Raw genomic sequence first — 25,759 nt, 5'->3', positions numbered from 1 at the left:
TCAGATCCCTTCGCCGTCATTCACGCGCGCGCCTTGTCCGCCGAGACCCTTGACGAAGGCGTTGATGCGCGGATTGGTCGACTTGTAGAATATGTGCTCCGGCGTGCCCTGATCGACGATCAGGCCGTTTTCGGTGAAGACGATTTTGTCGCTGATTTCTTCGGCAAAGCGCATTTCGTGAGTAACGAGAATGCTCGTCATGCCGTCGTTGACGAGGTCGCGGATGACGGCGAGCACTTCCCCAACCGTTTCGGGATCGAGTGCCGAGGTGACTTCATCGAACAGTACCAGCTCCGGCCGCATGGCGAGCGCGCGGGCGATCGCCACGCGCTGCTGCTGGCCGCCGGAAAGCTGGCCGGGATAGGCGTCGACCTTCTGGGACAGGCGGACCTTTTCCAGCAATTCGCGGGCATGGCGCTCCGCTTCGGCTTTTGGCGTGCCAAGTATTTTGATCGGCGCGATGGTGATGTTTTCCATCACCGTCAGATGCGGGAAGAGGTTGAACTGCTGGAACACGATGCCGATGCGCTTGCGCAGCGCGATGCGCTCGGCCTCGGTCTTCAGCTGGTCGACACGGGTGCCGCCGACGGTGATCTTGCCCGATTGCGGAATGAGCAGGCCGTTGATGCAGCGCAGGATGGTGGACTTGCCGGAGCCGGAAGGACCGATGATGGAGACGGCGTCCCCCTTGTTGACGGTGAGATCAATGCCTTTCAGAACCTGGTTGTCACCAAAAGCAAGATGGATTGCTTCGAGTTCAACAAGCGGCTGGGCGTTTTGGGCGATGGATGCGGGCATGGCTTGTTCCAATCAGCGGGAAGCGAAGCGCCGCTCGAGGCGCTGCGTGAAACGGGAGACGGGATAGCAGAACAGGAAGAACGCCATCAGAACGGTGAGATAGACCACCACGGTGAAATCGTTGCGCTGCACGGCGGTGCTGGCGTCGGTCGCGGCGTGAAGAAGCTCATGCACGCCGACCAGCGAGGCGAGCGCCGTGCCCATGGTGATCGATGCGTAGAGGTTCATCCACGGCGGCAGGGAGCGTTTTATGCATTGCGGCAGGATGATCCAGCGCAGGGTCTGGTTGCGCGAAAAGCCCAGCCCCTGAGCGGCTTCCCATTGCGCTGTCGGAATGGACTGGATGGCGCCGCGGGTGATTTCGGCGATATGGGCGCTGGCGGGAATGGCAAGGCCCACAACCGCCTTGATCCAGTCCGGAAAAGGAATGTAGTTGCCAAAGGCCACGATCTCGAAGGGGAAGATGTAAGTCGCGGCAAAGATCAGCACCAGATGCGGGGCATTGCGGAAAATTTGCACATAGGTCAGTGCCGGTGCGCGAACCAGACGGTAGGGCGCAAGCTCCATGATGCCGAGAAGAACGCCGATAAATGTGCCGATGGCGATCGCCAGAATGCTTATCAGCACATTCATGGCGAAGCCCTTGGCGAGATAGGGCAGCCATTCCAGCAGCACCTGGCCGAGCGACGGATCGAGGACCAGCCACAGGATGACGGCAACCAGGACGCCCAGCAGCAGAATGGTGCCGAAAGGCGGCTTCTTCACCGCCCGTGTTGGAGAAACCACCGCACTCATTGACCGAACCCCGGAACCGCAAGACGCCGTTCAAGCCAGAGACCGGCCCTTGCGACGATGAAATTGATGACGCTGAAGAAAACGAGGATAACGATCATCAGCTCGACCACATTGTCGCGCTGCGTCCAGATCAGGATGGAGGCATAGGTGATCTCACCCACGGCGATTGCAGAGCCGACCGTGGTGAGCTTCACCAGATTGACGAGATTGTTGATGATGGAGGGCAGCGCTGTCCGGATCGCCAGCGGAAACTCCACATAACGCAGAATCTCGAAGGAACTGAAACCGATTGCACGCGCTGCCTCGATTGTGGTGCCGGGCACCGCCTCGATGCCGCCGCGCAGCGCTTCGGCATGGAAGGCGGCAATGTGCAGTCCCGTGACCGCAACGACCCAGAAAAACGGTGTCAGCGGATTGTTCTGCGCGCCACCCAGCGCATTGGAAATCAGCATGTTGAGCACGAGGAAACCGCACATCAGCTGTACCAGCGTCGGCGTGTTGCGCGTCAGTTCCACATAGGCGCGCACGGGACCGGCGAGCCAGGTCTTCCCGGACGTGAGCATTGCCGCGAAAATGAAACCGAAGACGAGGCTGAGCGGCAAGGTGACGGTAACGAGGATCAGCGTCATCTTCATGCCGTCGAGCCAGATCTGAACCTCATAGCCGCTGTTCAGAAAATCATAGTTGAGGCCAAGATGCGCGGCCAGTTCTATGAAGCGCGCTGTAAATGAATCCTGCATTGGAAATCCATGCTGTTATTGCGGGTGCCGCCACGTGGGCGGCGCCAGAATGGCCTGCCATTATAAAGCAGAAAAGAACGGCAGGTGAACCGGCCGTTCCTGATGATCATGGGAACCATCTCTATGCCATCGTCCTCACCACGTTGCGGCGTGACGGGGGATGACAGGACAGCCGTGCGCTGACCTTTACTGCGCGGCGGACAGCTTCTTCTGCTGTTCTTCCATATAGCCGATGCTCGGCAGACGGTTTGCCTTGGCGAATTCCAGCATCTTGCCGGAAGCGTGCAATTCCTTGACGATCTTGTCGAGAGCCGCCTGCGTGTCGCTTTCACCCTTTCGCAGCCAGATCACGGAATCCGACGGTATGAGATCTGTGGGGATGAGGATGCCGTAATCCTTCCACTCATCAGCGCGGTCCTGAAGCATCAGGCTCAGCGTGCCGTTGACGTGAACGGACACATCGCAATTGCCACCCTTCAGCGCCAGCAGCGATTCCGGCTGGCTGGGCAGAGCTTTTACCTGCGCGCCATATTGCTCGATCAGCGGCTGAGTGTAGTTGGAACCTTGAGACACGCAGGCGATCTTGCCTTTCAGGTCGGACCAGTCCTTGATGCCAGAGTCTTTTCGACCGATGGCGGCGCCGCCCTGACGGTCATAGGGGGTGGGCACGTAGTCGAGCGTTTTCGCACGTTCTTCGGTGTACTGCATGTTGGCGATAAGAATATCGACCTTCCCCTGCTGCAGGAACTGCACGCGGTTTGGCGGGGTCACGGTCTCAGTCACCAGTTCAACGCCGAGACCTGCGGCGAGCGCCTTGGCGACGTCGATGTTGAGGCCCTTCTGCTCCTGCGTTTTTGGATCGATAAAACCAAAAGGCGCGCCGGAAAGAATGACGCCGACGGTGAGCTTGCCGCGACCCTTGATGCGGTCAAGCGTTGCATCCGCATGAGCGGTGGTTGCCAGCGAGGCGATGACAACGGTTCCGGCGATGAGTTTCGCGGCAAACTTGGGGAGGGAGAAGGCCATGGGTATTTCCTTTTGCTTGTGGCTGGAACCTACATGACGGACTTGCAGAGAGCGAGAATTGGCATTGCGCAAAAAATACTATGAATAGAAACGAGTTCCAATAATGTTGTCAGGCAGAAAAAATATCCTAATAATTTAAAATCGTAGAATCTTGTTCTTTAGGTTTTAGTGGTGTGCGGCTTGTTTCAACCAAGAGGCGAGAAGCAAGCCGCACTGCATTTCAATTATCGTCCGGCATTATAGGCCGCGATTGCTGCCATGTTGACGATATCGCTGTCCTTGGCCCCCATCGAGGTTATCTGCACCGACTTGTCGAGGCCGACGAGAAGAGGGCCGATGACGGTCGCACCGCCCAATTCCTGCAGCATCTTGGTGGAGATGGAGGCGGAATGGATGGCGGGCATGACCAGCACATTGGCGGGGCCGGAAAGGCGCGCGAAGGGATACTGGCTCTGCATGCGGTGATGGTTCAGCGCCACATCCGCCGACATTTCGCCATCGACCTCGAAATTGACGTTGCGCTTGTCGAGAATTTTCACCGCCTCGCGCACCTTGTCGGAGCGTTCGCCGACCGGCTGGCCGAAGGTGGAATAAGCGAGCATGGCAACGCGCGGCTCGTAACCGAAACGGCGGGCGAGGCCGGCTGCCTCCTCGGCGATATCGGCGAGGTCCTCGGCATTCGGCATGTCGTGCACGGCCGTGTCGGCCACGAAGACGGTGCGGTTGCGCGAGACAACGAGGGACACGCCGATGACGCGATGGCCTGGCTTGGTGTTGATGCAACGGCGGATATCTTCCAGCGCCGTCGAATAATTGCGCGTCACGCCCGTCACCACCGCGTCCGCATCGCCCATCGCGACCATGCAGGCGGCGAAGTGGTTGCGGTCGTTGTGGATCAGGCGCTGCACGTCGCGCAGCAGGAAGCCGCCGCGCTGCAGCCGCGCATAGAGGTAATCGATATAGGCATCGACCCGGCTGGAGAGGCGGGCATTGGTAATTTCGATATTGGCGCGGTCGAGATCGATACCGGCACGCTCCGCATTGGCCTTGATGATATCGTCACGGCCGAGCAGGATGGCGGTACCAAGCCCTTGAGCGGTAAACGAAATCGCCGCGCGCATGACCTGTTCTTCTTCCGCTTCGGCAAAGACCACGCGCTTGGGCGAACGACGCACACGCTCGTAAAGGCGTTGCGTGGTCGAGGCCATCGGATCACGACGGGCCGAAAGCTCGCGGGCATAGGCGTCGAGATCGGGAATTTCGCGCTGGGCGACGCCGGTTTCGATAGCGGCTTTTGCCACGGCGACAGGAATGGCGGAGATCAGGCGCGGATCGAACGGGACCGGAATGATATATTGCGGTCCGAAACGCGGGCGGTTGCCCTGATAGGCGGCGGCCACATCGTCAGGCACGTCTTCGCGGGCCAGATCCGCCAGCGCCTGCGCGGCGGCGATCTTCATGGCATCGTTGATCTGGCGGGCACGCACATCGAGCGCGCCGCGGAAGATATAGGGGAAGCCGAGGACGTTGTTGACCTGGTTCGGATAGTCGGAACGTCCCGTCGCCATGATGGCGTCATCGCGGATGCGGGACACTTCTTCCGGGGTGATTTCCGGGTCGGGATTGGCCATTGCAAAGATAATCGGCTTCGGCGCCATGGAGCGGATCATTTCTTCGCTGAACGCGCCCTTCTGTGAGAGGCCGAACACCACGTCAGCACCCTTCATGGCTTCCGCCAGCGTGCGATTGTCGGTTTTCACCGCATGCGCGGATTTCCATTGGTTCATGCCCTCGGTGCGGCCCTGATAGATGACGCCCTTGGTATCACAGAGCGTGATGTTTTCCGGGTTGAAACCCATGGCCTTGATGAGGTCCATGCATGCGATTGCGGCCGCACCCGCACCGTTGCAGACGAGCTTGGTGGTCTTGAAGTCACGTCCGGTCAGTTCGATGGCGTTGATCAGGCCGGCGGCGGCAATAATGGCGGTGCCGTGCTGGTCGTCATGGAATACGGGAATATCCATCAATTCGCGCAGGCGGCTTTCGATGATGAAACACTCCGGCGCCTTGATGTCTTCCAGATTGATGCCGCCGAAGGAGGGGCCGAGGTAACGCACGCAATTGATGAACTCATCGGCGTCTTCGGTATCGACCTCGAGATCGATGGAATCGACATCGGCGAAACGCTTGAAGAGGACCGACTTGCCTTCCATGACCGGCTTCGAGGCCAGCGCGCCGAGATTGCCCAGCCCTAGGATCGCGGTGCCGTTGGAGATGACGGCCACCATGTTGCCGCGTGTCGTATAATCGTAAGCGGTCGCCGGATTTTCGGCGATGGCTTTCACCGGCACGGCCACGCCGGGCGAATAGGCGAGTGACAGATCCCGCTGTGTTGCCATCGGCTTCGTCGGGGTGATTTCCAGCTTGCCCGGCCTGCCTTCCGCGTGGAAATCCAGGGCTTCCTGATCCGTAACCGATGTTCTTGTGCTGGCGGGCTTGGTCGTGTCGGACATGGGCTGTGTGTGCTTTCGTGTCTATAACAATGTAAAAATATCCGCTGTTGTTATTGTATTTTTCGCGCGCCTGCCAAGCCTTGAATGTTGTTCAGTGCAGCAAATTTAAGCGGGATGAAATTTGCGGCCGATTCAATCGATTAATTCCGCGTCCTGCTTGTCAAAGGCTAAGTCTGTAGGCTCGGCGGGCCATATTCGCGAAGGCTTCGACATGCAGGGCAAGCGCGCCGCGCCTGACGAGCAGTACGCAGTCGGACCATGCCTCCGCGCTATCGAGTGACACGGCGGCAGTGCCCCTTGCGGAAAGCACCGTGCTTTCCGGCAGGATGGAAATGCCTGCACCGGCCTCCACGAGCGCGAGAATCGTATTGACGTTGGCGATGCGCATGCCGACTTGCGGCGTGCAGCCGGCATCTTCGAAAAGCGAAAGCGCGCTGCTGCTGAGGCCGAGGCCAATCTCGTCAACCGGCAGCAGCAGTTTTTCGTGCAGGATATCGCTGACGGAAACCTGCGGGCGCTTGGCGAGTACGTGACGTTCCGGCAAAGCGACGCAAAGCCTCGAGCGGTCGAACGGCATGGTTCGCAAGGTCTGCGGCAGCGTGGGAAGAGGCGCGCGGATGAAGGCAACGTCGGTCTCGCGGGTCGTCACCTGCTCGATCAGCTGTTCCATTGTCATGCCGGGCAACAGTTCAAGCGTCACGTCTGGGTGCTCGTCACCATAGCGGGTAATGAGCGCGGGTAGTTTACGCTCGGCCATAACACTGGTGCCGTAACCGATGCGCAGCGTGCCAAGCTGGCCGCGGCGGATCTGCTGCGCCCTTTCCAGCGCACTTTTGGTGCGTGCAAGGATTTCTTCCGCCTCGATGAGCATGGACTGACCGGCCGGGGTAAGTTCCACACCGCGATTGATGCGGTGAAAGAGCTTGAAGCCCAGATTTTCCTCCAGCTGTCGAATGCGCTGGGTGACGGCGGGCTGGGCAATGCCGAGCTGCAGGGCGGCGGCACGAAAGTTCCTCGCCCTTGCCGCTTCCACGAATATCGTGAGTTGACGAATATCCATCGGGAGATTTCTTTGTTTTGTCGGGTGTGATGTGATATAAGCATAGCTTATCGAAATTGCCCAGCTTGCGCATTGTCATCTTGTCGCAGGCGACGTTATACCGCAGCCAGTGTTTCGATCGTCTTTGCCGCTTTGCAGACTTTGATGGGAGAAACCGGGGAGGATTTGTTCAAGCATCTTGCCCGCCGTCCATGGGGCCGGCGGTTACCTGCAGTGAATGGGTCACGCATGACAGTCACGACGGAAGTCTTCCCCACCATTGTTCCCCGTTCAGCCGCGCCGCCTTCGGCGCATTTTCGCCTGGCCATTGCGGCCGCAGGCTGTCCCGGCATCGCCGGACGCTGAACAATCACCGGGCTTCAGCCTTTTGGGGCAGCTCTTCTAACCGGACATTCTTTCATGGGTAATCCAGCAACTTCTTTATCGCTCCCAGCCAGATTGTGGCTGTTGGTGCTCGGCGCTGTCATCGTTGCCGCAGGCCTGTTCTTCGCCATTGGCGGCGGCCAGCTTGTGGCCCTCGGCGGCAGCCTCTATTTCGTCACGGCGGGCATCGCGCTCATCGTCTCGGGCCTGCTCATCCTGCTGCGCAAGCCTGCCGGTGCGGTTCTCTTCGGCCTTGTCTTCGTCCTCACCGGCATCTGGGCGGTGTGGGAAGCCGGCTTGCACTTCTGGCCGCTCATTTCACGCCTTCTCGCGATGGGCGTCGGTGCCATTGTCGTTGCGCTCTCCTATCCTCTCTTGCGTCGCGCGGCCGGCAAGGCTCCGGCATACGGCGCCTCTTTCGCCATTGCCGCCATTCTCGCCATCGCCACCGGCGCGGGTTTTGCCGGCATGTTCGTGCCGCACCCCACCGTCGCGTTCAATGGTGAACCCGCAGCCCTGACGCCCGTAACACCGGAAACGGAGCAGAAGAACTGGGAACATTACGGCAATACATCCGGCGGCAGCCGCTTTGTCGCTCTCGATGAAATCACGCGCGACAACGTCAAGAACCTCGAAGTCGCCTGGACCTACCACACCGGCGATACCCCGATCAGCCCCGGCGCGAATGGTGCGGAAGATCAGGAAACGCCGCTGCAGGTTGGCGACACCGTATTCCTGTGCACGCCGCATAACAATGTCATCGCTCTTGATGCAGATACCGGCGCAGAGAAGTGGAAGGCGGAAATCAACGCGAAATCTTCCGTCTGGATGCGTTGCCGCGGTCTTGCCTATTTCGACGCCAAGGCGCCGCTGAAGCAGCCGACTGCACCGGGCTCCACGCCGGTTACCCCGGCTGTGGTGGCCGAGGGCGCGCTTTGCCAGCGTCGCATTCTGATGAACACCATCAATGCGGAACTGATAGCGCTCGATGCCGACACCGGCGCGTTTTGCCCTGATTTCGGCACCAATGGCCGCGTCGACCTGAAGATCGGTCTCGGCGATGCACCGGACCCGCAATATGTGTTGACCTCCGCACCTACGCTTGCCGGCACGACTGTCGTTGTCGGCGGCCGTATCGCCGACAACGTTCAGGTCGATATGCCCGGCGGTGTGATGCGCGGTTTCGATGTGGTGACGGGCGCGCTTCGCTGGGCCTTCGACCCTGGCAACCCTGATATTACCGGACTTCCGCCCGAGGGACAGACCTACACGCGTTCCACACCCAACGTCTGGGCGTCCATGTCCTATGATCCGGAGCTGAACACCGTCTTCATGCCGGTCGGCAGCCCTTCGGTGGACTTGTACGGCGCAACTCGCACACCGCTCGACCATAAATATGGTGCTTCGATGCTGGCGCTCGATGCCACCACCGGTCGCGAAAAATGGGTCTACCAGACGGTTCATAACGACCTCTGGGACTTCGACGTGCCGATGCAGCCGAGCTTCGTCGATTTCCCGAAAGCGGATGGAACCACTGTTCCGGCACTGGTTTTCGGCACCAAGGCGGCACAGATCTATGTTCTCGACCGGGAGACAGGCCAGCCGCTGACCAAGGTTGAAGAAGTTCCGGTCAAGCCCGCCAATATTCCGAACGAGCGCTACGCGCCGACACAGCCACGCTCGGTCGGCATGCCGCAGATCGGTGCGCAGACCCTGACGGAAGCGGACATGTGGGGCGCGACCCCGTTTGACCAGCTTCTTTGCCGCATTGCCTTCAAGGGTATGCGTTATGAGGGCCTCTATACGGCGCCGGGCACGGACCTCTCCCTGTCGTTCCCGGGCTCGCTCGGCGGCATGAACTGGGGCGGTCTTTCGACGGACCCGACCACGAACACGATCTTCGTCAACGACATGCGCCTCGGTCTCTGGATCCAGATGCAGGAAGCGGCACCGACCAAGGCTGTCGCGAGTGGCGGCGAAAGCGTCAATACCGGCATGGGCGTCGTTCCCATGAAGGGCACACCCTATGCGGTGAACAAGAACCGTTTCCTGTCGGCTCTCGGTATACCCTGCCAAGCCCCGCCCTATGGCACGATGACCGCTATCGACATGAAGACCCAGAAGATCAAGTGGCAGGTGCCCGTGGGCACTGTCGAGGATACCGGTCCGCTCGGCATCAAGATGGGCCTTCCGATCCCGATCGGCATGCCCACGCTCGGCGGCACGTTGGCCACGCAGGGCGGTCTCGTCTTCATCGCCGGCACGCAGGATTATTATCTGCGCGCTTTCGATACGGCGACCGGCAAGGAAGTCTGGAAGGCCCGCCTTCCGGTCGGCAGCCAGGGCGGCCCGATGAGCTACAAGTCTCCGAAGACCGGCAAGCAATATATCGTCATCTCAGCTGGCGGCGCACGCCAGTCTCCTGACCGTGGCGACTATGTCATCGCCTATGCATTGCCGGGCTGACGCTTGCGTCACGCCTCACTTGAAGCCGGCCCCGGGAGCAATCCCGGGGTTTTTATTTGCTCTGCATCGATCCGCGCGAAGAAATCGAGCGGAACCTCACCTGCCGCGTGGCGTTAGGAAAGCGTGCCGGGGCAGACACCCAGCTGTTCACCAAGCTTTCACAAGGGGGATTTATGAGCTTGCGCTTGTCCGCCCATGAACCGATGATGGCGGTATTGGGAAATATGTATATTGTCCGGCGCGCCGGGAAATTTTTTGACGTTGGAAAGGTTTTATTGTGAAGGAACAATCTCGAAAGATCACGCCGGTTCTTCTGGCCGGTGGTGCTGGCTCCAGGCTATGGCCGGTCTCGCGCGATCAGTTGCCCAAGCAGTTTCAGCCGCTGGTCGGCAATCTTTCGACCTATCAGCAGACCCTGCAGCGGGTGGGTGACGAAACGCTTTATTCCGAGCCACTCGTCATCACCAACGAGGATTTCCGTTTTTTTGCCCGCCGTCAGGCGGAGGAGATCGATCTGCCGGCCACCGTGGTGCTTGAGCCCGCCCGCCGTGACAGCGCCGCCGCCATGGCCGCCGCCGCTGTGCTGGCCGAGCGCCGCGAGCCCGGATGCCTGGTTCTGGCGCTTGCTGCCGACCATGTGGTGCTCGATGCCGACAAGTTTTCCGATGCCGTGAAACTCGGCGCCAAAGCCGCCGATCAGGGCAACATCGTCGTCTTCGGTTTGGTGCCGACGGAGCCGCGCACCTCCTATGGTTACATCAAGCCGGGCGAGGCGATTGATGGTGAAAAGGATCTGAGCAAGGTCGAGGCCTTCGTGGAGAAGCCTGACATGAAGACGGCGATCTCCTATCTCGAAAAAGGCTATCTCTGGAATTCCGGAAACTTCCTGTTCCGCTCCGACGTGATGATTGCCGAACTGGAGGCCTTTGCGCCGGAAATTCTGGCCGCGGTAACGCAGTCCGTCGAGCAATATGAAAGCGACCTCGGCTTCGTGCGTCTGCATCAGGAAAGCTTCGAAGCCTCGCCCAAGAATTCCATCGACTATGCCGTGATTGAGAAGACCAGGCGCATGGCTGTCGTGCACGGCCATTTTCGCTGGTCGGATATCGGCAGCTGGGACGCGATCTGGGAGATCGCCGACAAACACAGCAATGACAATGCGCTGGAAGGTAATGGCGTCTTCATCGATTCCGAAGGCTGCCTCATCCATTCGACGCAATTGCTGACGACGGTGGTGGGCGCGAAGGACATGGTGGTGGTGGCCACCAAGGATGCGGTTCTGGTGGTGCCGAAGAACCGGGTGCAGGACGTGAAGGGTCTGGTGGAGACGCTGAAGGACGGCGAACATGCGCCACAGACGCAGACCCACAAGCGCGTTTACCGGCCCTGGGGTTACATCGAGCACATGTATGTGGACGAGCGTTATCGGGTCGGTCATATCACCGTCGATCCCGGCCACCGCATCTCGTTCCAGAAACACTATCACCGCTCGGAACACTGGATCATCGTCAAGGGAACGGCCACCGTGACGATTGGTGACGAAACCCGGCTGCTGACGGAAAACCAGTCGGTCTATATCCCGATCGGCCAGCCGCACCGTCTTGCCAATGAGGGGCAGATCCCGCTCGAACTGGTCGAAATCCAGACCGGAGCCTATATTGGTGAGGACGATGTCATCCGCATCGAGGATGATTATAAGAGGCAATAGGCGTTACCTACGCAAGAGAATAAGCGAAGCGGACGTCTGCCCGCTTCGCCTTTTGGTTCAGGCCGCCAGTGCATTTATAAAATGGGCAAAGCCATGAGAGAGAATTGCCGCCTCCAGTCCCCGGCGCCAAAATAGCCATCCGAAGATGAGTCCGGGAATAAAATTCCCGGTCAGCACTGCAAGGACGAGTGCCGGCCGGGGCTGCGCGGCAATGGTAAACAGAAACGGCAGATGACCAGCGGCGAACAGAGCGGCAGCGATCACGATGGCGGCGCACATTATGAACGCTCGATCCTGCCCGCCTCCTGTAGAGCGCCAGAGAATCCACGCGAAAAACGACATCATGCCCCATCGGGTCAATAGCTCTTCGGTGACGCCGCCATAGAGGAGCCGGGTGGCCAGGGGAATGTCAAATCTGGTCATATTTGCCATGGTTGCTGCATCTGTGACCAAGGGCAGGATCGCCGACGAATAGACGATCATCACAATGGCAGCGGCAACACCCGCAGCAAGTGCAGGTGGCACTTGTTTTCGCAGTACCGCACGCGGATCGCCGCCCGTCAGCCAGCTATCGATCAAAGGAGCATGGAGCCCGATTTTTGCGGCGAGGGCTTGGCCGGTGGCGACCGAGGCGACGGTCAGGACTGCTGGTTGGAGGAGTATCAACAGGCGCATCGCCATTGAAACCTGCTGCCCCGGTATGAGCTGCTCAAACGCGGCGAGTAAGAGCGATGCGACACCGATCAATCCGATGATCAGGAGAATATGCCAGCGTTTCATTGTCTCTTGCACCTGTTTGCTTACTGCGCAGAGTTTTTAAACCAGTGGCATTGCGTGTGGATTACGGCGCGCAAGCCCCTCTACGGTCCGCCTGTCAGGCGAATTTTGCCATCCTTCGAGACGCCGCTGAATGCAGTAACGAGATTCGTATTTTAGGCGGTTGCCTAATCAAAAATCTTCGCATACGTTCCAACTGCAACGTTTCAGTGAGGGAGGAGACTCATGCGAATGCGTGTTATTTCTGCGGCTTTTCTGGCCAGCGTGATGATTCCGGCGGGCTTTGCCGGGGCCACTGATCTCGAGGTGACCCATTGGTGGACATCGGGCGGCGAAGCCGCAGCGGTGGCCGAACTGGCCAAGGCTTTCGACGCGACCGGCAATAAATGGGTGGACGGCGCGATTGCCGGTTCGGGCGGCACGGCCCGGCCGATCATGATCAGCCGCATCACCGGCGGCGATCCGATGGGCGCCACCCAGTTCAACCACGGCCGGCAGGCGGAAGAACTGGTGCAGGCCGGCCTGATGCGGGACCTGTCCGACGTTGCCGAAAAAGGTAAGTGGAAAGAGGTCATCAAGCCGGCGAGCCTGCTCGACAGCTGCACCATCGACGGCAAGATTTATTGCGCGCCGGTCAATATCCATTCGTGGCAATGGCTGTGGCTTTCCAATGCGGCTTTCAAGAAAGCGGGCGTCGAAGTTCCGAAGAACTGGACGGAATTTGTTGCGGCAGCGCCGGCGCTGAAAAAGGCCGGTATCCAGCCGCTCGCGCTTGGCGGCCAGGCATGGCAGGCGAACGGCCTGTTCGACACGCTGACGCTTTCGATCGGCGGAAAGGACCTTTATCAGAAGGTCTATGGCGACAAGGATGCCGAAGCGGCGGCAGGTCCTGAAATGGCAAAGATTTTCGCGGCTGCCGTCGAGGCGCGCGACATGGCCAAGGGCACCAATGTTCAGGACTGGAACCAGGCCACCAACATGGTCATCACCGGCAAGGCCGGCGGCCAGATCATGGGCGACTGGGCCCAGGGTGAATTCCAGCTTGCCAACCAGAAAGCCGGCACTGATTATTCCTGCCTTCCTGGCCTTGGCCTGAGTGAATACCTGACCACGGGTGGCGACGCCTTTTATTTCCCCGTTTTGAAGGACGAGGCGAAAACCAAGGCGCAGGATGTTCTTGCCGCGACCATCGTTGATCCGAAAACGCAGGTTGCCTTCAACCTGAAGAAAGGCTCGCTGCCGATCCGCGGCGACGTCGACCTGAATGCAGCCAATGACTGCATGAAAAAGGGTCTGGCAATTCTGGCCAAGGGCAATGCGCTGACCAGCACCGACCAGCTGATTTCCGCCGATACGCAGAAACAGAAGGAAGATCTGATGGCGGAATTCTTCGCGGGCTCGATGTCGGCGGAAGACGGGCAGAAGCGTTTCGCGGACATTATCGGTTCGGCTGACTGATAGTAATCTCTTCGGATCGGGAGCGGTTCGCCGCTCCCCTTCCAACGTCCGGGCTATGCCAGGATAATAGGCAATGGCCGGAGTTTCTCGCGGCGAGCCCCGTGCTCGGCCGTTGACTGTAACGTTACAGGAGGAGGTAACATGGCAGGTCAAGCGCGCTCACGGCGGCCCAACCAGCTTTTCCGCAATCTCAATTCGAAGATTGCCTCCATTCCGATGATACTGACCGCCGTGGTGATCTTTCTTGGCGGCACGGTCTGGACGGTGGTTTATTCCTTCACCAATTCCAAGCTTCTGCCGCGGGCGAACTTCATCGGTTTCGATCAATATGAGCGGCTGTGGGCCGCGCCGCGCTGGATCGTCTCAATCCAGAATCTGGCGATTTACGGCATCCTGTCGCTAATTTTCAGCCTTGTCATCGGCTTCGTGCTGGCGGCGTTGATGGATCAGAAAATACGTTTTGAAAACGCGTTCCGCACCATCTTCCTATATCCTTTCGCTTTGTCCTTCATCGTTACCGGCCTCGTCTGGCAGTGGCTGCTGAACCCGGAATTTGGCATCCAGTCCGTTGTCCGTTCGCTTGGCTGGGAAAGCTTCACGTTCGACCCGCTCTACAATTCCGAGATCGTTATCTATGGCATTCTGATCGCGGCGCTCTGGCAGGGCACGGGGCTCGTCATGTGCCTGATGCTGGCCGGTCTTCGTGGCATTGATGAAGACATCTGGAAGGCGACGCGCGTTGACGGCATTCCGATGTGGAAAACCTACACCCTCATCATCATACCGATGATGCGTCCCGTCTTCATCACCACGCTCGTCATCATCGCCAGCGGCATCGTCAAGGTCTACGACCTCGTGGTGGCGCAGACAAGCGGCGGGCCGGGCATCGCGTCCGAGGTCCCGGCAAAATATGTCTATGACTACATGTTCCAGGCGCAGAATCTGGGGCAGGGCTTTGCCGCCTCTACTATGATGCTCCTGACGGTTGCGATCATCATCATTCCATGGGCCTACCTTGAATTCGGAGGCAAGAAACGTGGCTAATCTCAGCACATTGAACACGGTTGTCGCCGCCAACGATGCGGTTTCCAATGAGCTCTCCGGCCCGCGCGGCAAGAAGCCAAGGAAAACCTTTTCCCGCCGCAACATCATTCTCTACGGCACATTGTTCGTGGCTGCTGCCTATTACCTGCTGCCGCTATACGTGATGGTCGTTACCTCGCTGAAGGGCATGCCGGAAATCCGGCTCGGCAACATTTTCGCACCGCCGGTGGAGATTACCTTCGAGCCTTGGGTCAAGGCTTGGGCGAATGCCTGTACAGGGCTGAATTGCGACGGGCTTTCGCGGGGCTTCTGGAACTCCGTACGCATCCTCGTGCCGTCGGTCGTCATTTCCATCATCGTCGCCTCCGTCAGTGGCTATGCCATGGCGAACTGGAAGTTCAAGGGATCGGAGTTGTTCTTCTCCATCCTCATCATCGGCGCCTTCATTCCCTATCAGGTGATGATTTATCCGATCGTTATCGTGCTTCGCGAACTGGGCATTTACGGCACACTGAGCGGCCTCGTCATCGTTCACACCATCTTCGGCATGCCGATCCTGACGCTGCTTTTCCGCAACTATTTCGCCTCGCTGCCGGAGGAACTTTTCAAGGCGGCGCGGATCGATGGTGCCAATTTCTGGCAGATTTATTTCCGCATCATGCTGCCCATGTCACTGCCGATCTTCGTGGTGGCGATGATCCTGCAGGTGACCGGCATCTGGAACGACTTCCTGTTCGGCGTGGTGTTCACGCGGCCGGAATATTACCCGATGACGGTGCAGCTCAATAACATCGTCAACTCCGTGCAGGGCGTGAAGGAATACAACGTCAACATGGCCGCAACCCTTTTGACCGGGGCCGTGCCGCTGATCGTCTATTTCCTCTCCGGCAGGCTTTTCGTCCGCGGCATTGCTGCAGGCGCAGTAAAAGGTTGAGCTATATGAACAAAAGCGTTTCCATCCGCGATCTTTCGCTGTCCTTCGGCGCCGTTACCGTGCTGAAAGACCTCAATCTCGATATTTACGACGGCGAATTCCTCGTGCTGCTCGGCTCTTCCGGCTGCGGCAAGTCGACCCTTCTCAACTGCATCGCCGGCCTTCTGGAGCCGACCGACGGACAGATATACATCAAGGACCGTAACGTTACCTGGGAAGAACCGAAGGATCGTGGCATCGGCATGGTGTTTCAGTCCTATGCGCTCTATCCGCAAATGACGGTGGAAAAGAACCTTTCCTTTGGCCTTCAGGTCGCCAAAGTGCCGAAAGAGGAAATTGACCGCCGCGTCAAAAGGGCAGCCGGCATCTTGCAGATCGAGCCGCTGCTGAAACGCAAGCCGGCCGAACTTTCCGGCGGTCAACGCCAGCGCGTGGCGATCGGCCGGGCACTGGTGCGGGATGTGGATGTCTTTCTGTTCGATGAACCGCTCTCCAACCTCGACGCCAAGCTGCGCTCGGAGCTTCGCGTCGAAATCAAGCGGCTGCACCAGTCGCTGAAGAACACCATGATCTATGTGACGCATGACCAGATCGAGGCGCTGACGCTGGCTGATCGCATCGCCATCATGAAAAGCGGCGTCATCCAGCAGCTGGCTGACCCAGTCACCATCTACAACAAGCCACGGAACCTGTTCGTCGCAGGCTTCATCGGCTCGCCCTCGATGAATTTCCTGCGCGGCGAGCTGATCGAAAAAGACGGTAAGGTGGTCTTCACCACCAATGGCGTGACTTTCGCACTGGACGGTTATCATGCGGAAACGCCGCTTGTCGCCGGTCGCGCGGTGGTTCTGGGCGTTCGCCCCGAACATGTGCGCGTTGATGCCGATATCGTCGGCGGGGAGGTGCACGAGGCGATCGTCGATATCGAAGAGCCGATGGGCGCCGACAATCTGATCTGGCTTAAACATGCCGGGCATACCATGTCCGTGCGCGTTGGCGGCCACAGACGGTTTTCACCCGGCACCAAGGTGCGCCTTGGCCTCGACATGACCATGGCCTCGCTGTTCGACGCGCAAAGCGAGGAACGGCTCTAAAGGGCGCTGACCACTCCCACACATTCCCAAGACCCACATCTCTATGGAGGAGACAATGACAGAACTCGGTTTTCAGCTTTACAGCGCCCGTAATTTTCAACCCTTTTCCGATATTCTGAAGAAGCTCTCAGCGGCAGGTTACAAACATGTGGAAGGTTACGGCGCCATGTATGCTTCGCTGGATGAAGCCGGCCTGAAAGGTCTGCGTGCCGAACTGGACGCCAACGGCCTGACCATGCCCACCGGTCATTTCGGTCTCGATCTTCTTGAAGGCGATCCCAAAAAGGCGCTGAATATTGCCAGCGCTCTGGGTGTGGAAGCGATCTATTGCCCTTACCTGATGCCCGACCAGCGCCCTAACGATGCCGCCGGCTGGTTCGCCTTTGGCAAGCGCCTGCAGGAAGCCGGAAAGCCCTTCGTGGATGCCGGGCTGGTCTTCGGTTGGCATAACCACGACTTCGAGTTCAAGGCGCTTGCCGATGGCTCAACGCCGCAGGAGCAGATATTTGCCGGTGGCCCCGACCTGAAATGGGAGGCGGATATCGCCTGGATTATCAGGGGCAATGCCGATCCGCTCGCCTGGATCGAAAGCTACGGCAAGCGCATCAACGCCGTGCACGTGAAGGACATCGCGCCCGCAGGGGAGAATAAGGATGAAGATGGCTGGGCCGATGTCGGCCATGGCACCGTCGACTGGAAGGGCCTCGTCGCGGCGCTGAAGGCGAAATCCGCCACGAAACATTTCGTGGTCGAACACGACAACCCGAAGGACATCGATCGACTGATTACCCGTTCTATCGCGTCGTTCAAAACCTATTAAGTCTCAGATTTCGGAGTTTCATCATGGCCAGAGATCTTGGCGTCGGCATCATCGGATGCGGCAATATCTCGTCTGCTTATTTTTCGCTGGCACCGCTCTTCAAGGGCATAAAGGTGCTGGCCTGCGCTGACCTCAACCGCAATGCAGCGGAACTGAGAGCGGAAGAATTCGGTGTTGTCGCGCAGTCCATCGAGGAATTGCTCGCCAACCCGGAAATCGACGTGGTGGTGAACCTTACAATCCCCGCTGCGCATTTTCCGGTATCGAAAGCCATTCTCGAGGCCGGTAAGCACGTCTATTCGGAAAAGCCGCTGGTGCTGTCGCTGGAAGAGGGCGAGGAACTGCGGCGCATCGCCCGCGAGAAGAACCTCTCCGTCGGCTGCGCACCGGACACCTTCCTCGGCGGTGCGCATCAGCTTGCCCGGCAATATATCGATGACGGCAAGGTCGGCCGCATCACGTCAGGTACATGCCACGTTATGAGCCCCGGCATGGAGATGTGGCACCCCAATCCGGGTTTCTTCTTCCTCAAGGGCGGCGGGCCGATCCTCGATCTCGGTCCTTATTACGTTGCCAACCTCATCAACCTCATCGGCCCGGTAAAGCGCGTCGGCGCGTTGACAAGCATGGCAAATCCGACCCGTACGGTGACCAGCCAGCCGCTGAACGGCGAGATCATCCCTGTCGAGACCCCGACAAATATCCATGCCCTGCTGGAATTCGTGAATGGTGCGACGATCACGCTTTCGGCGAGCTGGGATGTCTGGTCGCATCGTCATGCCAATATGGAACTCTATGGCACGGAAGGCTCGATCTACGTGCCGGATCCGAATTTCTTCGGCGGTGTTGTCGAAGCCAGCGGTCGCGACAAGAATATCCAGCCGCTGGAAGACTGGGCTCACCCCTTCGGCATCGCCAATCAGGAAAGCCCGAACGGCCCGCGTGCAAATTACCGCACGGCCGGTCTCGCCGATATGGCGATTGCCATTCTGGAGGGGCGCGACGCCCGCTGCTCGCTGGATCGTTCCCTGCACGGTATCGACGTGATGACGTCGATCCTGAAGTCCGGCGAAGAGGGCCGTTTCATCGAGATGACGACGACCTGCACGCAGCCGGCCGCGCTCGGCATTGAGGAGGCGCAGGCGTTGCTGCGCTAAGGACGGAAGATCATTCCTTGAAAAGCGGTGAAGGTAACTTTGCCGCTTTTCGTGATTTCAGCTAGGGCCTTCACAAATTCCCCGCTTTGCTTTAAAGCCGCCCCTGTAATCCGGTCGCAGCCCACCCGGTCAAAACAAGGGATCCCAACTTATGAAAACCATCGTCATCTGCTCCGGCGGATTGGACTCCGTTTCGCTTGCGCATAAAATCGCCGCGGAACATGAACTTTTAGCTCTCGTCTCCTTCGATTATGGCCAGCGCCACAGGAAGGAACTGGATTTTGCCGCCGATTGCGCCAGACGGCTCGGCGTGCCGCATCATGTCATCGACATCAGAACCATCGGCGCGCATCTCACCGGTTCCGCACTGACCGACGATGTGGAGGTGCCTGATGGCCACTACGCCGAAGAGACCATGCGCTCCACCGTGGTGCCGAACCGCAATGCCATCATGCTCACCATCGCTTTCGGCCTGGCTGCCGCGCAACAGGCGGAAGCAGTGGCGATTGCCGTTCATGGCGGCGATCACTTCATCTACCCGGATTGCCGGCCGGGCTTCATTGACAGCTTCAACGCCATGCAGGCGCATGCGCTTGAAGGCTATGCTGATGTGAAACTTTTTGCGCCCTACGTCACCGTTTCCAAGGCGGCCATCGTGACCGATGGCGCGAAATATGGAACGCCCTTCGGTGAAACATGGTCCTGTTACAAGGGCGGCTTGCGTCACTGCGGCCGCTGCGGCACCTGCGTGGAGCGGCGCGAAGCCTTCCATCTTGCCGGCGTCACCGATCCGACAGACTATGAGGACCCGGATTTCTGGGTGGCCGCGACCCATGCTTTTGCGGCGCAGGAGGTGCGTTGATGTTCCGCATCACCAAGGAATTTCACTTCTCCGCCTCTCACCAGTTGAAAAGCTTGCCCGCCGACCACCAGTGCAGCCGTCTGCATGGCCATAATTACATCGTCGAGGTGGAACTGAAGGGGGAAGCGCTGAACGAGCACGGTTTCGTGCGCGATTATCATGAGCTTGCACCGCTCAAGCACTACATCGACGACAAGTTCGACCATCGCCATCTGAATGATGTTCTCGGCCATGACCGGGTGACGGCTGAATGCCTGGCTAAGCATTTTTATGACTGGTGCAAGGAGCGTCTGCCGGAAACCAGCGCCGTGCGGGTTAGCGAAACCGCCAAAACCTGGGCGGAATACCGGCCATGACGGCGGCTGCACACAAGATTGCAGCGAGGGACACCACGATCCGCATCAGTGAAATCTTCGGCCCGACCATTCAGGGCGAAGGTCTGCTGATCGGTCTGCCGACGGTTTTCGTTCGCACTGGCGGCTGCGACTATCGCTGTTCCTGGTGCGATACGCTGCACGCGGTCGATAGCGATTATCGCGACACGTGGAAACCGTTGCCGGTCGATGCAATCTGGCAGGAGGTGCGGCGGCTTTCCGGTGGCGTACCGCTGACGGTCTCGCTGTCTGGCGGCAATCCGGCCATCCAGCCGCTTGGGTCGCTGATCGCAAAAGGGCATGGTGAAGGCTATCGTTTCGCGCTGGAAACGCAGGGCAGTATCGCCAAAGACTGGTTTGCCGATCTCGACCATCTGGTTCTGAGCCCCAAGCCGCCATCGAGCGGCATGGAAACGGACTGGCAGGCTTTCGAAGACTGTCTTGCCGCTGCCGGCGAGGGGCCGCAGGTGGCCTTGAAGATCGTGGTCTTTGACGATGCGGATTACGCCTATGCCAAAGCGGCATCCGCGCGTTTCCCGTATTTGCCGGTTTACCTCCAGCCCGGCAACCACACCCCGCCGCCGCCGGATGATGACGATGCGCGTGTCGATATCGATGGTGTAATGGAGCGGATGTTGTGGCTGGTGGATAAGGTTAGCGAAGATCGCTGGTTTTCCGCCCGCGTGCTGCCGCAGCTGCATGTGTTGTTATGGGGGAACAAGCGCGGGGTGTGAAGTTGCGCGGGAGTGAAATTCCACGCTTTAGTTTGCGTCCTCAAGAAGCGCACAATGTATTGAGCGAGTGTAAGCCGCTTGTTTCTTCTCCCCGTGGGGGAGACGTCCGCGGCAGCGGGACGAGGGGGCGAGCTCTGCGAAATCCGGCAATGTTGCCCCCTCATCCGACCCTTCGGGCCACCTTCTCCCCTCCGGGAGAAGAAACCTGCGGCAAAGTGATGCCGCAGGTTGTTCTTTCACATCAAGCCGAAACGGCCAACTCGCGTCTCTCCCGATCCGCAATGATCGACAGATCGAGTACCTTCTGCAGATTGGCGGCGTGGCGGAAGTCGGGATCGGCGACGCCGCCTTCCATCACGGCCTTGGCGAATTTTTCGTAGTTCGTCGGCACGGGATCGACATCGATCGTCTTCCAGATCGCCTTTTCCACATCCTCGCCGATGCAGGCACGCAGGCTGGAATAGTCGGGCGTGTGAATGACTTCGAGTGCGCCCTTGTCGCCGTGGATGCGCAAACGAAGTTCGTTGAGGTGGCCCGTCGCCCAGCGGCTGGCATGAATGACGCCCATGGCGCCATTTTCCAGTTCGGCCGTCATGGTGAAGCTGTCATTTGCATCCAGATCGTAAGCGCCGATCTTGTTGCCCTCATATTTGTCGAAGGTCTTCAGCCGAGTGAAGATTCGTTGCACATCGCTGCCCGCGCCATAAGAGGCGAAGTCGAGTATGTGGATGCCGACATCGCCCAGCACGCCGTTCGAGCCATGCTTGGTGGAAAGCCGCCACAACCACTTACTCTCTGTCATCCAGTCGCCCCAGGCCTTGGAAACGAGCCAGCTCTGGAGATAGGAGGCTTCCAGATGGCGAACCTTGCCGATCTTGCCGGCCAGCACCATCTCGCGCGCCGCCTGCAAGGGGGCGACGTTGCGATAGGTGAGATTGACCATGGCAACGAGGCCGGCCTTTTCGGCCGCGTCGGCCATTTCGGCGGCATTCGCGTAGTTTTCCGCCAGCGGTTTTTCGCAGAAAACGTGCTTGCCCGCCGCAAGCAGCTTCAGGCTCGTGGGGTGATGGATGGCATCGGGCGTGACATTCGCCGCCGCATCGAATTCACCCCAGGCAATGGCGTCATCCAGCGAAGTGAAAGAGAGCGGGATGTTATGGCGCAGCGCAAAGGCCCGTGCCACCACGTCGTCCACATCTACCGCCGCAACCAGTTCGACGCCGGGGATCTGAGAAAAATATGTGGCATGGTTGTTGGCCATGCCACCGGTTCCGAGAATGAGAAGTCTCATGCCAGTATCTCCAAGCCCTTACCTGTAACCTGCTTCGCCTGCCTTATGCAACTTGGGACCACGTTCCTCGATAGGCTCGAGCGCCTTATCGACGGGAACATTCGGCGCGTCGTGAATACTCTTCAGGGCGCCGACCGGATTATAGGCCCATTTTACAGAATTGCTGATGACCTTCTGCACATTGGCGTCGTGATAGGTCGGATAAGTTTCATGGCCGGGGCGGAAATAGAAGATATTGCCGGCACCACGACGCCAGGTGAGACCCGAACGGAAAACCTCACCGCCCTGGAACCAGGAAATGAAGACGGTCTCAAGCGGCTCCGGTACGGAAAACTGCTCGCCATACATCTCCTCGTTTTCCAGCTCGAAATGCTCGGGCAGGCCGGCGGCAATCGGGTGGCGGGGATTGATGGTCCACAGGCGTTCGCGTTCGCCCGCCTCGCGCCATTTCAACGCGCAGGGCGTACCCATCAGGCGCTTGAACGGCTTGGAGAAGTGGCCGGAATGCAGGACGATGAGGCCCATGCCTTCCCAGACGCGCTTAGCGACGCGCTCCACAATGTCATCCTGAACTGCGCCGTGGTCCTTGTGGCCCCACCAGACGAGAACGTCGGTCTTGTCGAGACGCTCCTGTGAAAGGCCGTGCTCCGGCTCCTGCAGCGTGGCGGTGGTGGCGTTGATCTCGGGATTTTGGTTCAGCGCGTCGGCGATGGTGTTGTGCATGCCGTTTGGATAGATCGAACGCACCGTCTCATTGATGTGTTCGTGAATATTTTCGCCCCATACAACGGTGTTGATGGTCATTCTCATGCTCCTTGGTGAAAGCCGGCTACTTGGGTTGTCCCGGCGGAAGTTAGGTTCAGGCGGCGCCGCGAGCGGGGTTGCGGGCAATGGCCCGACCCTCGGCGTCAAAACGGTGGATCTGCGCCGTATCCGGCACGATGGTGATATGCTCGCCCGCCTTGCGGCCGGTCACGCCCTCTTCACGTACGACAACAGGCTCGCCGGCGCCGATCTCGACATAGATGTAGCTGTCCGATCCGAGCATTTCCGAATGCACGATTTCTCCACTCCAACCGCTGCCGTCGCTGGCGATGGTGATGTGTTCCGGCCGGACACCGATCGTTTTTGCGCCTTCTGATTCCGCATACTTGCCTGCCAGGAAGTTCATCTTCGGCGAGCCGATGAAGCCGGCGACGAAGGTGTTGACAGGACTTTCGTAAAGCTCGAGCGGCGTGCCGATCTGCTCGACCCGACCGTCGCGCAGGACGCAGATGCGGTCGGCGAGTGTCATCGCCTCCACCTGATCGTGGGTGACGTAGATCATCGTCGTGTCATGCATCGAGCGATGCAGCTTGGCGATCTCGAGACGCGTGGCCACGCGCAGCGCCGCATCGAGGTTGGAGAGCGGCTCGTCAAACAGGAAGACCTTCGGATCGCGCACGATGGCGCGGCCGATGGCGACACGCTGGCGCTGGCCGCCAGAAAGCTGCTTCGGCAGGCGCTCCAGATAGGGCGTGAGCTGCAGCATCTCCGCTGCCGCTTCGACGCGCTTCTTGCGCTGTTCTTTGTCCGCGCCCGACAACTTCATGCCGAAAGCCATGTTTTCGAACACGGTCATGTGCGGATATAGCGCATAGGACTGGAAGACCATTGCGACGCCGCGTTTGGCGGGCGGCAGGCGGTTTACTGTCTCACCGTCGAAGGAGAGCGTGCCGCCGGTGATTTCCTCCAGCCCGCATATGAGGCGTAGCAGCGTGGACTTGCCACAGCCTGAAGGGCCGACAAAAACCATGAATTCGCCGGAGCGGATATCCATGTCGATGCCCTTGATGACATCGAAGGCGCCAAAGGATTTGCGAAGATCGCGCAATTGAATGGTGGTCATGATGTTTCTCCTAGCCTTTGACGCCGCCGGCCGTGAGGCCGGAGATGATGCGTCGCTGGAAGATCAGAACGAGGACGACGAGGGGCGCGGTAACGATGACGGACGCGGCCATGATCGTTCCCCAGGGAATTTCGAACTGTGAGCCGCCCGACAGCAGCGCGATGGCGACCGGCACCGTGCGCTGCTCGTTCGATGAGGTGAAAGTGAGCGCGAAGAGGAACTCGTTCCATGCCGCGATGAAGGCGAGGAGCCCCGTCGTGACGAGCGCCGGCCACATCAAAGGCATGAACACCTGTGTGATGATGACCCAGGGCGATGCGCCGTCAACGATGGCTGCTTCCTCGATTTCGATCGGCAGGTCGCGCATGAAGGTTGTCAGGACCCAAACCGTGAAAGGCAGGGTGAAGATCATATAAGAAAAGATCAGCGCCAAGGGCGTGTTGAAGATGCCTGCCCAGCGGATCAGTTCAAACAGGCCGGCGAGAACGGCAATCTGCGGGAACATCGAAACCGACAGAATGGTGAGCAGCAGCAACGCGCGGCCCCGGAAGCGGACGCGCGCCAGCGCATAGGACGCGGTGACCGCCAGAAACAGCGACAAGATGACGACGGATGATGCAACAAGCAACGAATTGCCGAGATTGCGCAGGAACGTGCCGTTGCCAATGACGAAACTGTAATTGGTGAGCGAAAATTCGCGCGGCCAGTAATTAACCTGGAACAACGCCGAGCCCGATTTCAGACTGGTCAGGATCGCATAATAAAACGGGAATACCGAAATTACCATGATGACGGCGACCAGCGCATAAAAGGCGGTGGTTTTCAGGATGCTGGGCAAGGTCATCGCTGGGCTCCATCGGTGTTGACACGCCCGAGCCACATATAGATGACCGTGATCGAGGCGATGATGAGGAACAGCATGGTAGAGGCGGCGGCGCCATAGGCGAACTTGTCGAAATCGAACAGATTCTCGCGCGCCAGCACCGACATGGTGCGGGTCTGGGCATTATTCGGCGTCAGGATGTAGATGAGGTCGAAAACGCGCATCGCATCCAGCATACGGAAGATGACGGCGACCATCAGGGCAGGGCGGATCATCGGCAGGGTAACGCGGAAGAACACCTTGACGGGGTGGATGCCATCCACCTTGGCCGCTTCATACATGTCCTTTGGCACCATCTGCAGACCGGCGAGAATGAGCAGCGCCATGAAGGGCGTGGTCTTCCAGATGTCGACGATAAGCACGGCGATCATCGCGGTTTCGGGGTTGGCGGTCCAGGCAATCTTGTTGGAGATCAGGCCTAGATTAAGGAACAGGTCATTCAAGATGCCGAACTGGTCGTTCAGCATCCACGCCCACATTTGCGCAGAGACGATGGTGGGAATGGCCCATGGCACAAGAATGGCAGCGCGCACGAGGCCGCGTCCCTTGAATTCTGCATTCAGTACCAGAGCGACGATGAGGCCGAGGACGGTTTCGAGGCTGACCGAAACGATGGTGAATTTCAGCGTGTTGAGAACCGCCCCCCACCATGCGGGATCTGCAAGAAGGCCTCGATAGATCGTGCGGCCGCTGCTGAGCGTGATCCAGGTGAGATAGTTCTTGAGGCCGACGAATTGTGCTCCCTCCAGATTGGTGAGCGAGGCGTCGGTGAGGCTGAACCACACGGTGCGCACGAGCGGCCAGCCCGCCACCAGCGCCAGCACGAGAAATGTGGGGGCAAGGAACAGCCAGGCGGATTTCAAGCGTTCTGACTGTAGATCGGAACCTGTGCCGGATGCCGTGACCGGTCTTTGAAGGGCGATGTCGTTCATGGGGATATCTCGCGGTTGGGGCGCGGGAGACGATCAGGCGAG

At 59.1% G+C, this 25,759-nt stretch carries 24 protein-coding genes; 12 read left to right on the top strand and 12 right to left on the bottom strand.

Annotation, left to right across the window (positions count from 1 at the left end):
- From K7A42_RS05075 to K7A42_RS05050, 6 genes are all read right to left on the bottom strand, one after another.
- Entirely contained in the window at positions 1–798 is a 798-nt protein-coding gene (locus K7A42_RS05075) for an amino acid ABC transporter ATP-binding protein (protein WP_174151605.1), read from the bottom strand.
- A 12-nt stretch (positions 799–810) separates the two neighbouring features.
- Entirely contained in the window at positions 811–1,593 is a 783-nt protein-coding gene (locus tag K7A42_RS05070; protein ID WP_006698607.1) for an amino acid ABC transporter permease, read from the bottom strand.
- Positions 1,590–2,333 (bottom strand): amino acid ABC transporter permease, encoded by a 744-nt coding sequence (locus K7A42_RS05065; RefSeq protein WP_111813386.1) that lies wholly within the window; start codon positions 2,331–2,333, stop codon positions 1,590–1,592. Before K7A42_RS05065 ends, K7A42_RS05070 begins: the two co-directional genes overlap by 4 nt.
- Before the next feature lie 186 nt (positions 2,334–2,519).
- Positions 2,520–3,359, bottom strand: coding sequence for a transporter substrate-binding domain-containing protein (locus tag K7A42_RS05060; RefSeq protein ID WP_004438468.1), 840 nt, complete (start codon positions 3,357–3,359; stop codon positions 2,520–2,522).
- A gap of 224 nt (positions 3,360–3,583) precedes the next feature.
- A complete protein-coding gene (locus K7A42_RS05055) occupies positions 3,584–5,872 on the bottom strand; it encodes an NADP-dependent malic enzyme (RefSeq protein ID WP_034498268.1) in 2,289 nt (762 codons plus the stop codon).
- 160 nt (positions 5,873–6,032) lie between these two features.
- Entirely contained in the window at positions 6,033–6,932 is a 900-nt protein-coding gene (locus K7A42_RS05050) for a LysR family transcriptional regulator (protein ID WP_174151604.1), read from the bottom strand.
- Between the two features lie 399 nt (positions 6,933–7,331).
- Here K7A42_RS05050 and K7A42_RS05045 point away from each other — a divergent pair, with 399 nt between their 5' ends.
- The 3 genes from K7A42_RS05045 to K7A42_RS05035 are packed head-to-tail and all read left to right on the top strand — an operon-like array spanning position 7,332 to position 11,469.
- Positions 7,332–9,761 carry a glucose/quinate/shikimate family membrane-bound PQQ-dependent dehydrogenase gene (locus tag K7A42_RS05045; RefSeq protein ID WP_220366955.1) on the top strand — a complete coding sequence of 810 codons (2,430 nt, stop codon included), beginning with the start codon at positions 7,332–7,334 and terminating at the stop codon, positions 9,759–9,761.
- A 56-nt stretch (positions 9,762–9,817) separates the two neighbouring features.
- Positions 9,818–10,042, top strand: coding sequence for a hypothetical protein (locus K7A42_RS05040; RefSeq protein ID WP_035208549.1), 225 nt, complete (start codon positions 9,818–9,820; stop codon positions 10,040–10,042).
- Positions 10,039–11,469 carry a mannose-1-phosphate guanylyltransferase/mannose-6-phosphate isomerase gene (locus tag K7A42_RS05035; protein WP_044459816.1) on the top strand — a complete coding sequence of 477 codons (1,431 nt, stop codon included), beginning with the start codon at positions 10,039–10,041 and terminating at the stop codon, positions 11,467–11,469. Before K7A42_RS05040 ends, K7A42_RS05035 begins: the two co-directional genes overlap by 4 nt.
- A gap of 57 nt (positions 11,470–11,526) precedes the next feature.
- Here K7A42_RS05035 and K7A42_RS05030 read toward each other — a convergent pair whose 3' ends face one another.
- Positions 11,527–12,249, bottom strand: coding sequence for a CPBP family intramembrane glutamic endopeptidase (locus K7A42_RS05030; RefSeq protein ID WP_282454916.1), 723 nt, complete (start codon positions 12,247–12,249; stop codon positions 11,527–11,529).
- A 222-nt stretch (positions 12,250–12,471) separates the two neighbouring features.
- Between K7A42_RS05030 and K7A42_RS05025 the strand changes: the two genes are divergently transcribed.
- The 9 genes from K7A42_RS05025 (at position 12,472) to queE (ending at position 20,723) form a co-directional block, all read left to right on the top strand.
- The gene (locus K7A42_RS05025) at positions 12,472–13,704 is read left to right on the top strand and encodes an ABC transporter substrate-binding protein (protein ID WP_034498262.1); all 1,233 of its coding nucleotides are present in this window, start codon (positions 12,472–12,474) and stop codon (positions 13,702–13,704) included.
- Positions 13,705–13,845: 141 nt separating this feature from the next.
- A complete protein-coding gene (locus tag K7A42_RS05020) occupies positions 13,846–14,748 on the top strand; it encodes a carbohydrate ABC transporter permease (RefSeq protein ID WP_004438488.1) in 903 nt (300 codons plus the stop codon).
- Positions 14,741–15,682, top strand: a complete 942-nt coding sequence (locus tag K7A42_RS05015; protein WP_004438490.1) for a carbohydrate ABC transporter permease — start codon at positions 14,741–14,743, stop codon at positions 15,680–15,682. The genes K7A42_RS05020 and K7A42_RS05015 overlap by 8 nt, the downstream gene beginning before the upstream one ends.
- Positions 15,683–15,687: 5 nt before the next feature.
- On the top strand, positions 15,688–16,776 hold the full coding sequence (locus tag K7A42_RS05010) for an ABC transporter ATP-binding protein (protein WP_111813377.1): 1,089 nt from the start codon (positions 15,688–15,690) through the stop codon (positions 16,774–16,776).
- A gap of 55 nt (positions 16,777–16,831) precedes the next feature.
- Entirely contained in the window at positions 16,832–17,596 is a 765-nt protein-coding gene (locus tag K7A42_RS05005) for a sugar phosphate isomerase/epimerase family protein (protein ID WP_035211069.1), read from the top strand.
- 23 nt (positions 17,597–17,619) lie between these two features.
- Complete coding sequence (locus K7A42_RS05000) at positions 17,620–18,753, top strand: Gfo/Idh/MocA family protein (RefSeq protein WP_174151602.1); 1,134 nt, start codon at positions 17,620–17,622, stop codon at positions 18,751–18,753.
- 151 nt (positions 18,754–18,904) lie between these two features.
- A complete protein-coding gene (queC, locus tag K7A42_RS04995; protein ID WP_004438501.1) occupies positions 18,905–19,615 on the top strand; it encodes a 7-cyano-7-deazaguanine synthase QueC in 711 nt (236 codons plus the stop codon).
- Positions 19,615–19,971 carry a 6-carboxytetrahydropterin synthase QueD gene (queD, locus tag K7A42_RS04990; protein WP_174151601.1) on the top strand — a complete coding sequence of 119 codons (357 nt, stop codon included), beginning with the start codon at positions 19,615–19,617 and terminating at the stop codon, positions 19,969–19,971. The genes queC and queD overlap by 1 nt, the downstream gene beginning before the upstream one ends.
- Positions 19,968–20,723, top strand: coding sequence for a 7-carboxy-7-deazaguanine synthase QueE (gene queE, locus K7A42_RS04985; RefSeq protein ID WP_174151600.1), 756 nt, complete (start codon positions 19,968–19,970; stop codon positions 20,721–20,723). Before queD ends, queE begins: the two co-directional genes overlap by 4 nt.
- Positions 20,724–20,964: 241 nt before the next feature.
- Here the strand turns inward: queE and K7A42_RS04980 are convergent, their stop codons facing one another.
- The 5 genes from K7A42_RS04980 to K7A42_RS04960 are packed head-to-tail and all read right to left on the bottom strand — an operon-like array spanning position 20,965 to position 25,717.
- Positions 20,965–22,014 (bottom strand): Gfo/Idh/MocA family protein, encoded by a 1,050-nt coding sequence (locus tag K7A42_RS04980; RefSeq protein ID WP_004438510.1) that lies wholly within the window; start codon positions 22,012–22,014, stop codon positions 20,965–20,967.
- A gap of 18 nt (positions 22,015–22,032) precedes the next feature.
- The gene (locus K7A42_RS04975; protein ID WP_004438513.1) at positions 22,033–22,818 is read right to left on the bottom strand and encodes a ThuA domain-containing protein; all 786 of its coding nucleotides are present in this window, start codon (positions 22,816–22,818) and stop codon (positions 22,033–22,035) included.
- A 55-nt stretch (positions 22,819–22,873) separates the two neighbouring features.
- The gene (locus K7A42_RS04970; protein WP_064263139.1) at positions 22,874–23,902 is read right to left on the bottom strand and encodes an ABC transporter ATP-binding protein; all 1,029 of its coding nucleotides are present in this window, start codon (positions 23,900–23,902) and stop codon (positions 22,874–22,876) included.
- A gap of 10 nt (positions 23,903–23,912) precedes the next feature.
- Entirely contained in the window at positions 23,913–24,746 is an 834-nt protein-coding gene (locus K7A42_RS04965) for a carbohydrate ABC transporter permease (protein WP_004438518.1), read from the bottom strand.
- Entirely contained in the window at positions 24,743–25,717 is a 975-nt protein-coding gene (locus K7A42_RS04960) for a carbohydrate ABC transporter permease (RefSeq protein WP_004438520.1), read from the bottom strand. The genes K7A42_RS04965 and K7A42_RS04960 overlap by 4 nt, the downstream gene beginning before the upstream one ends.
- Positions 25,718–25,759: the final 42 nt, after the last annotated feature.

The sequence above is a fragment of the Agrobacterium sp. InxBP2 genome, from assembly GCF_026191755.1.
In the GTDB taxonomy this organism is placed as follows: Bacteria; Pseudomonadota; Alphaproteobacteria; order Rhizobiales; family Rhizobiaceae; genus Agrobacterium; species Agrobacterium pusense.
This window is presented reverse-complemented; position numbering and strand designations above follow the sequence as displayed.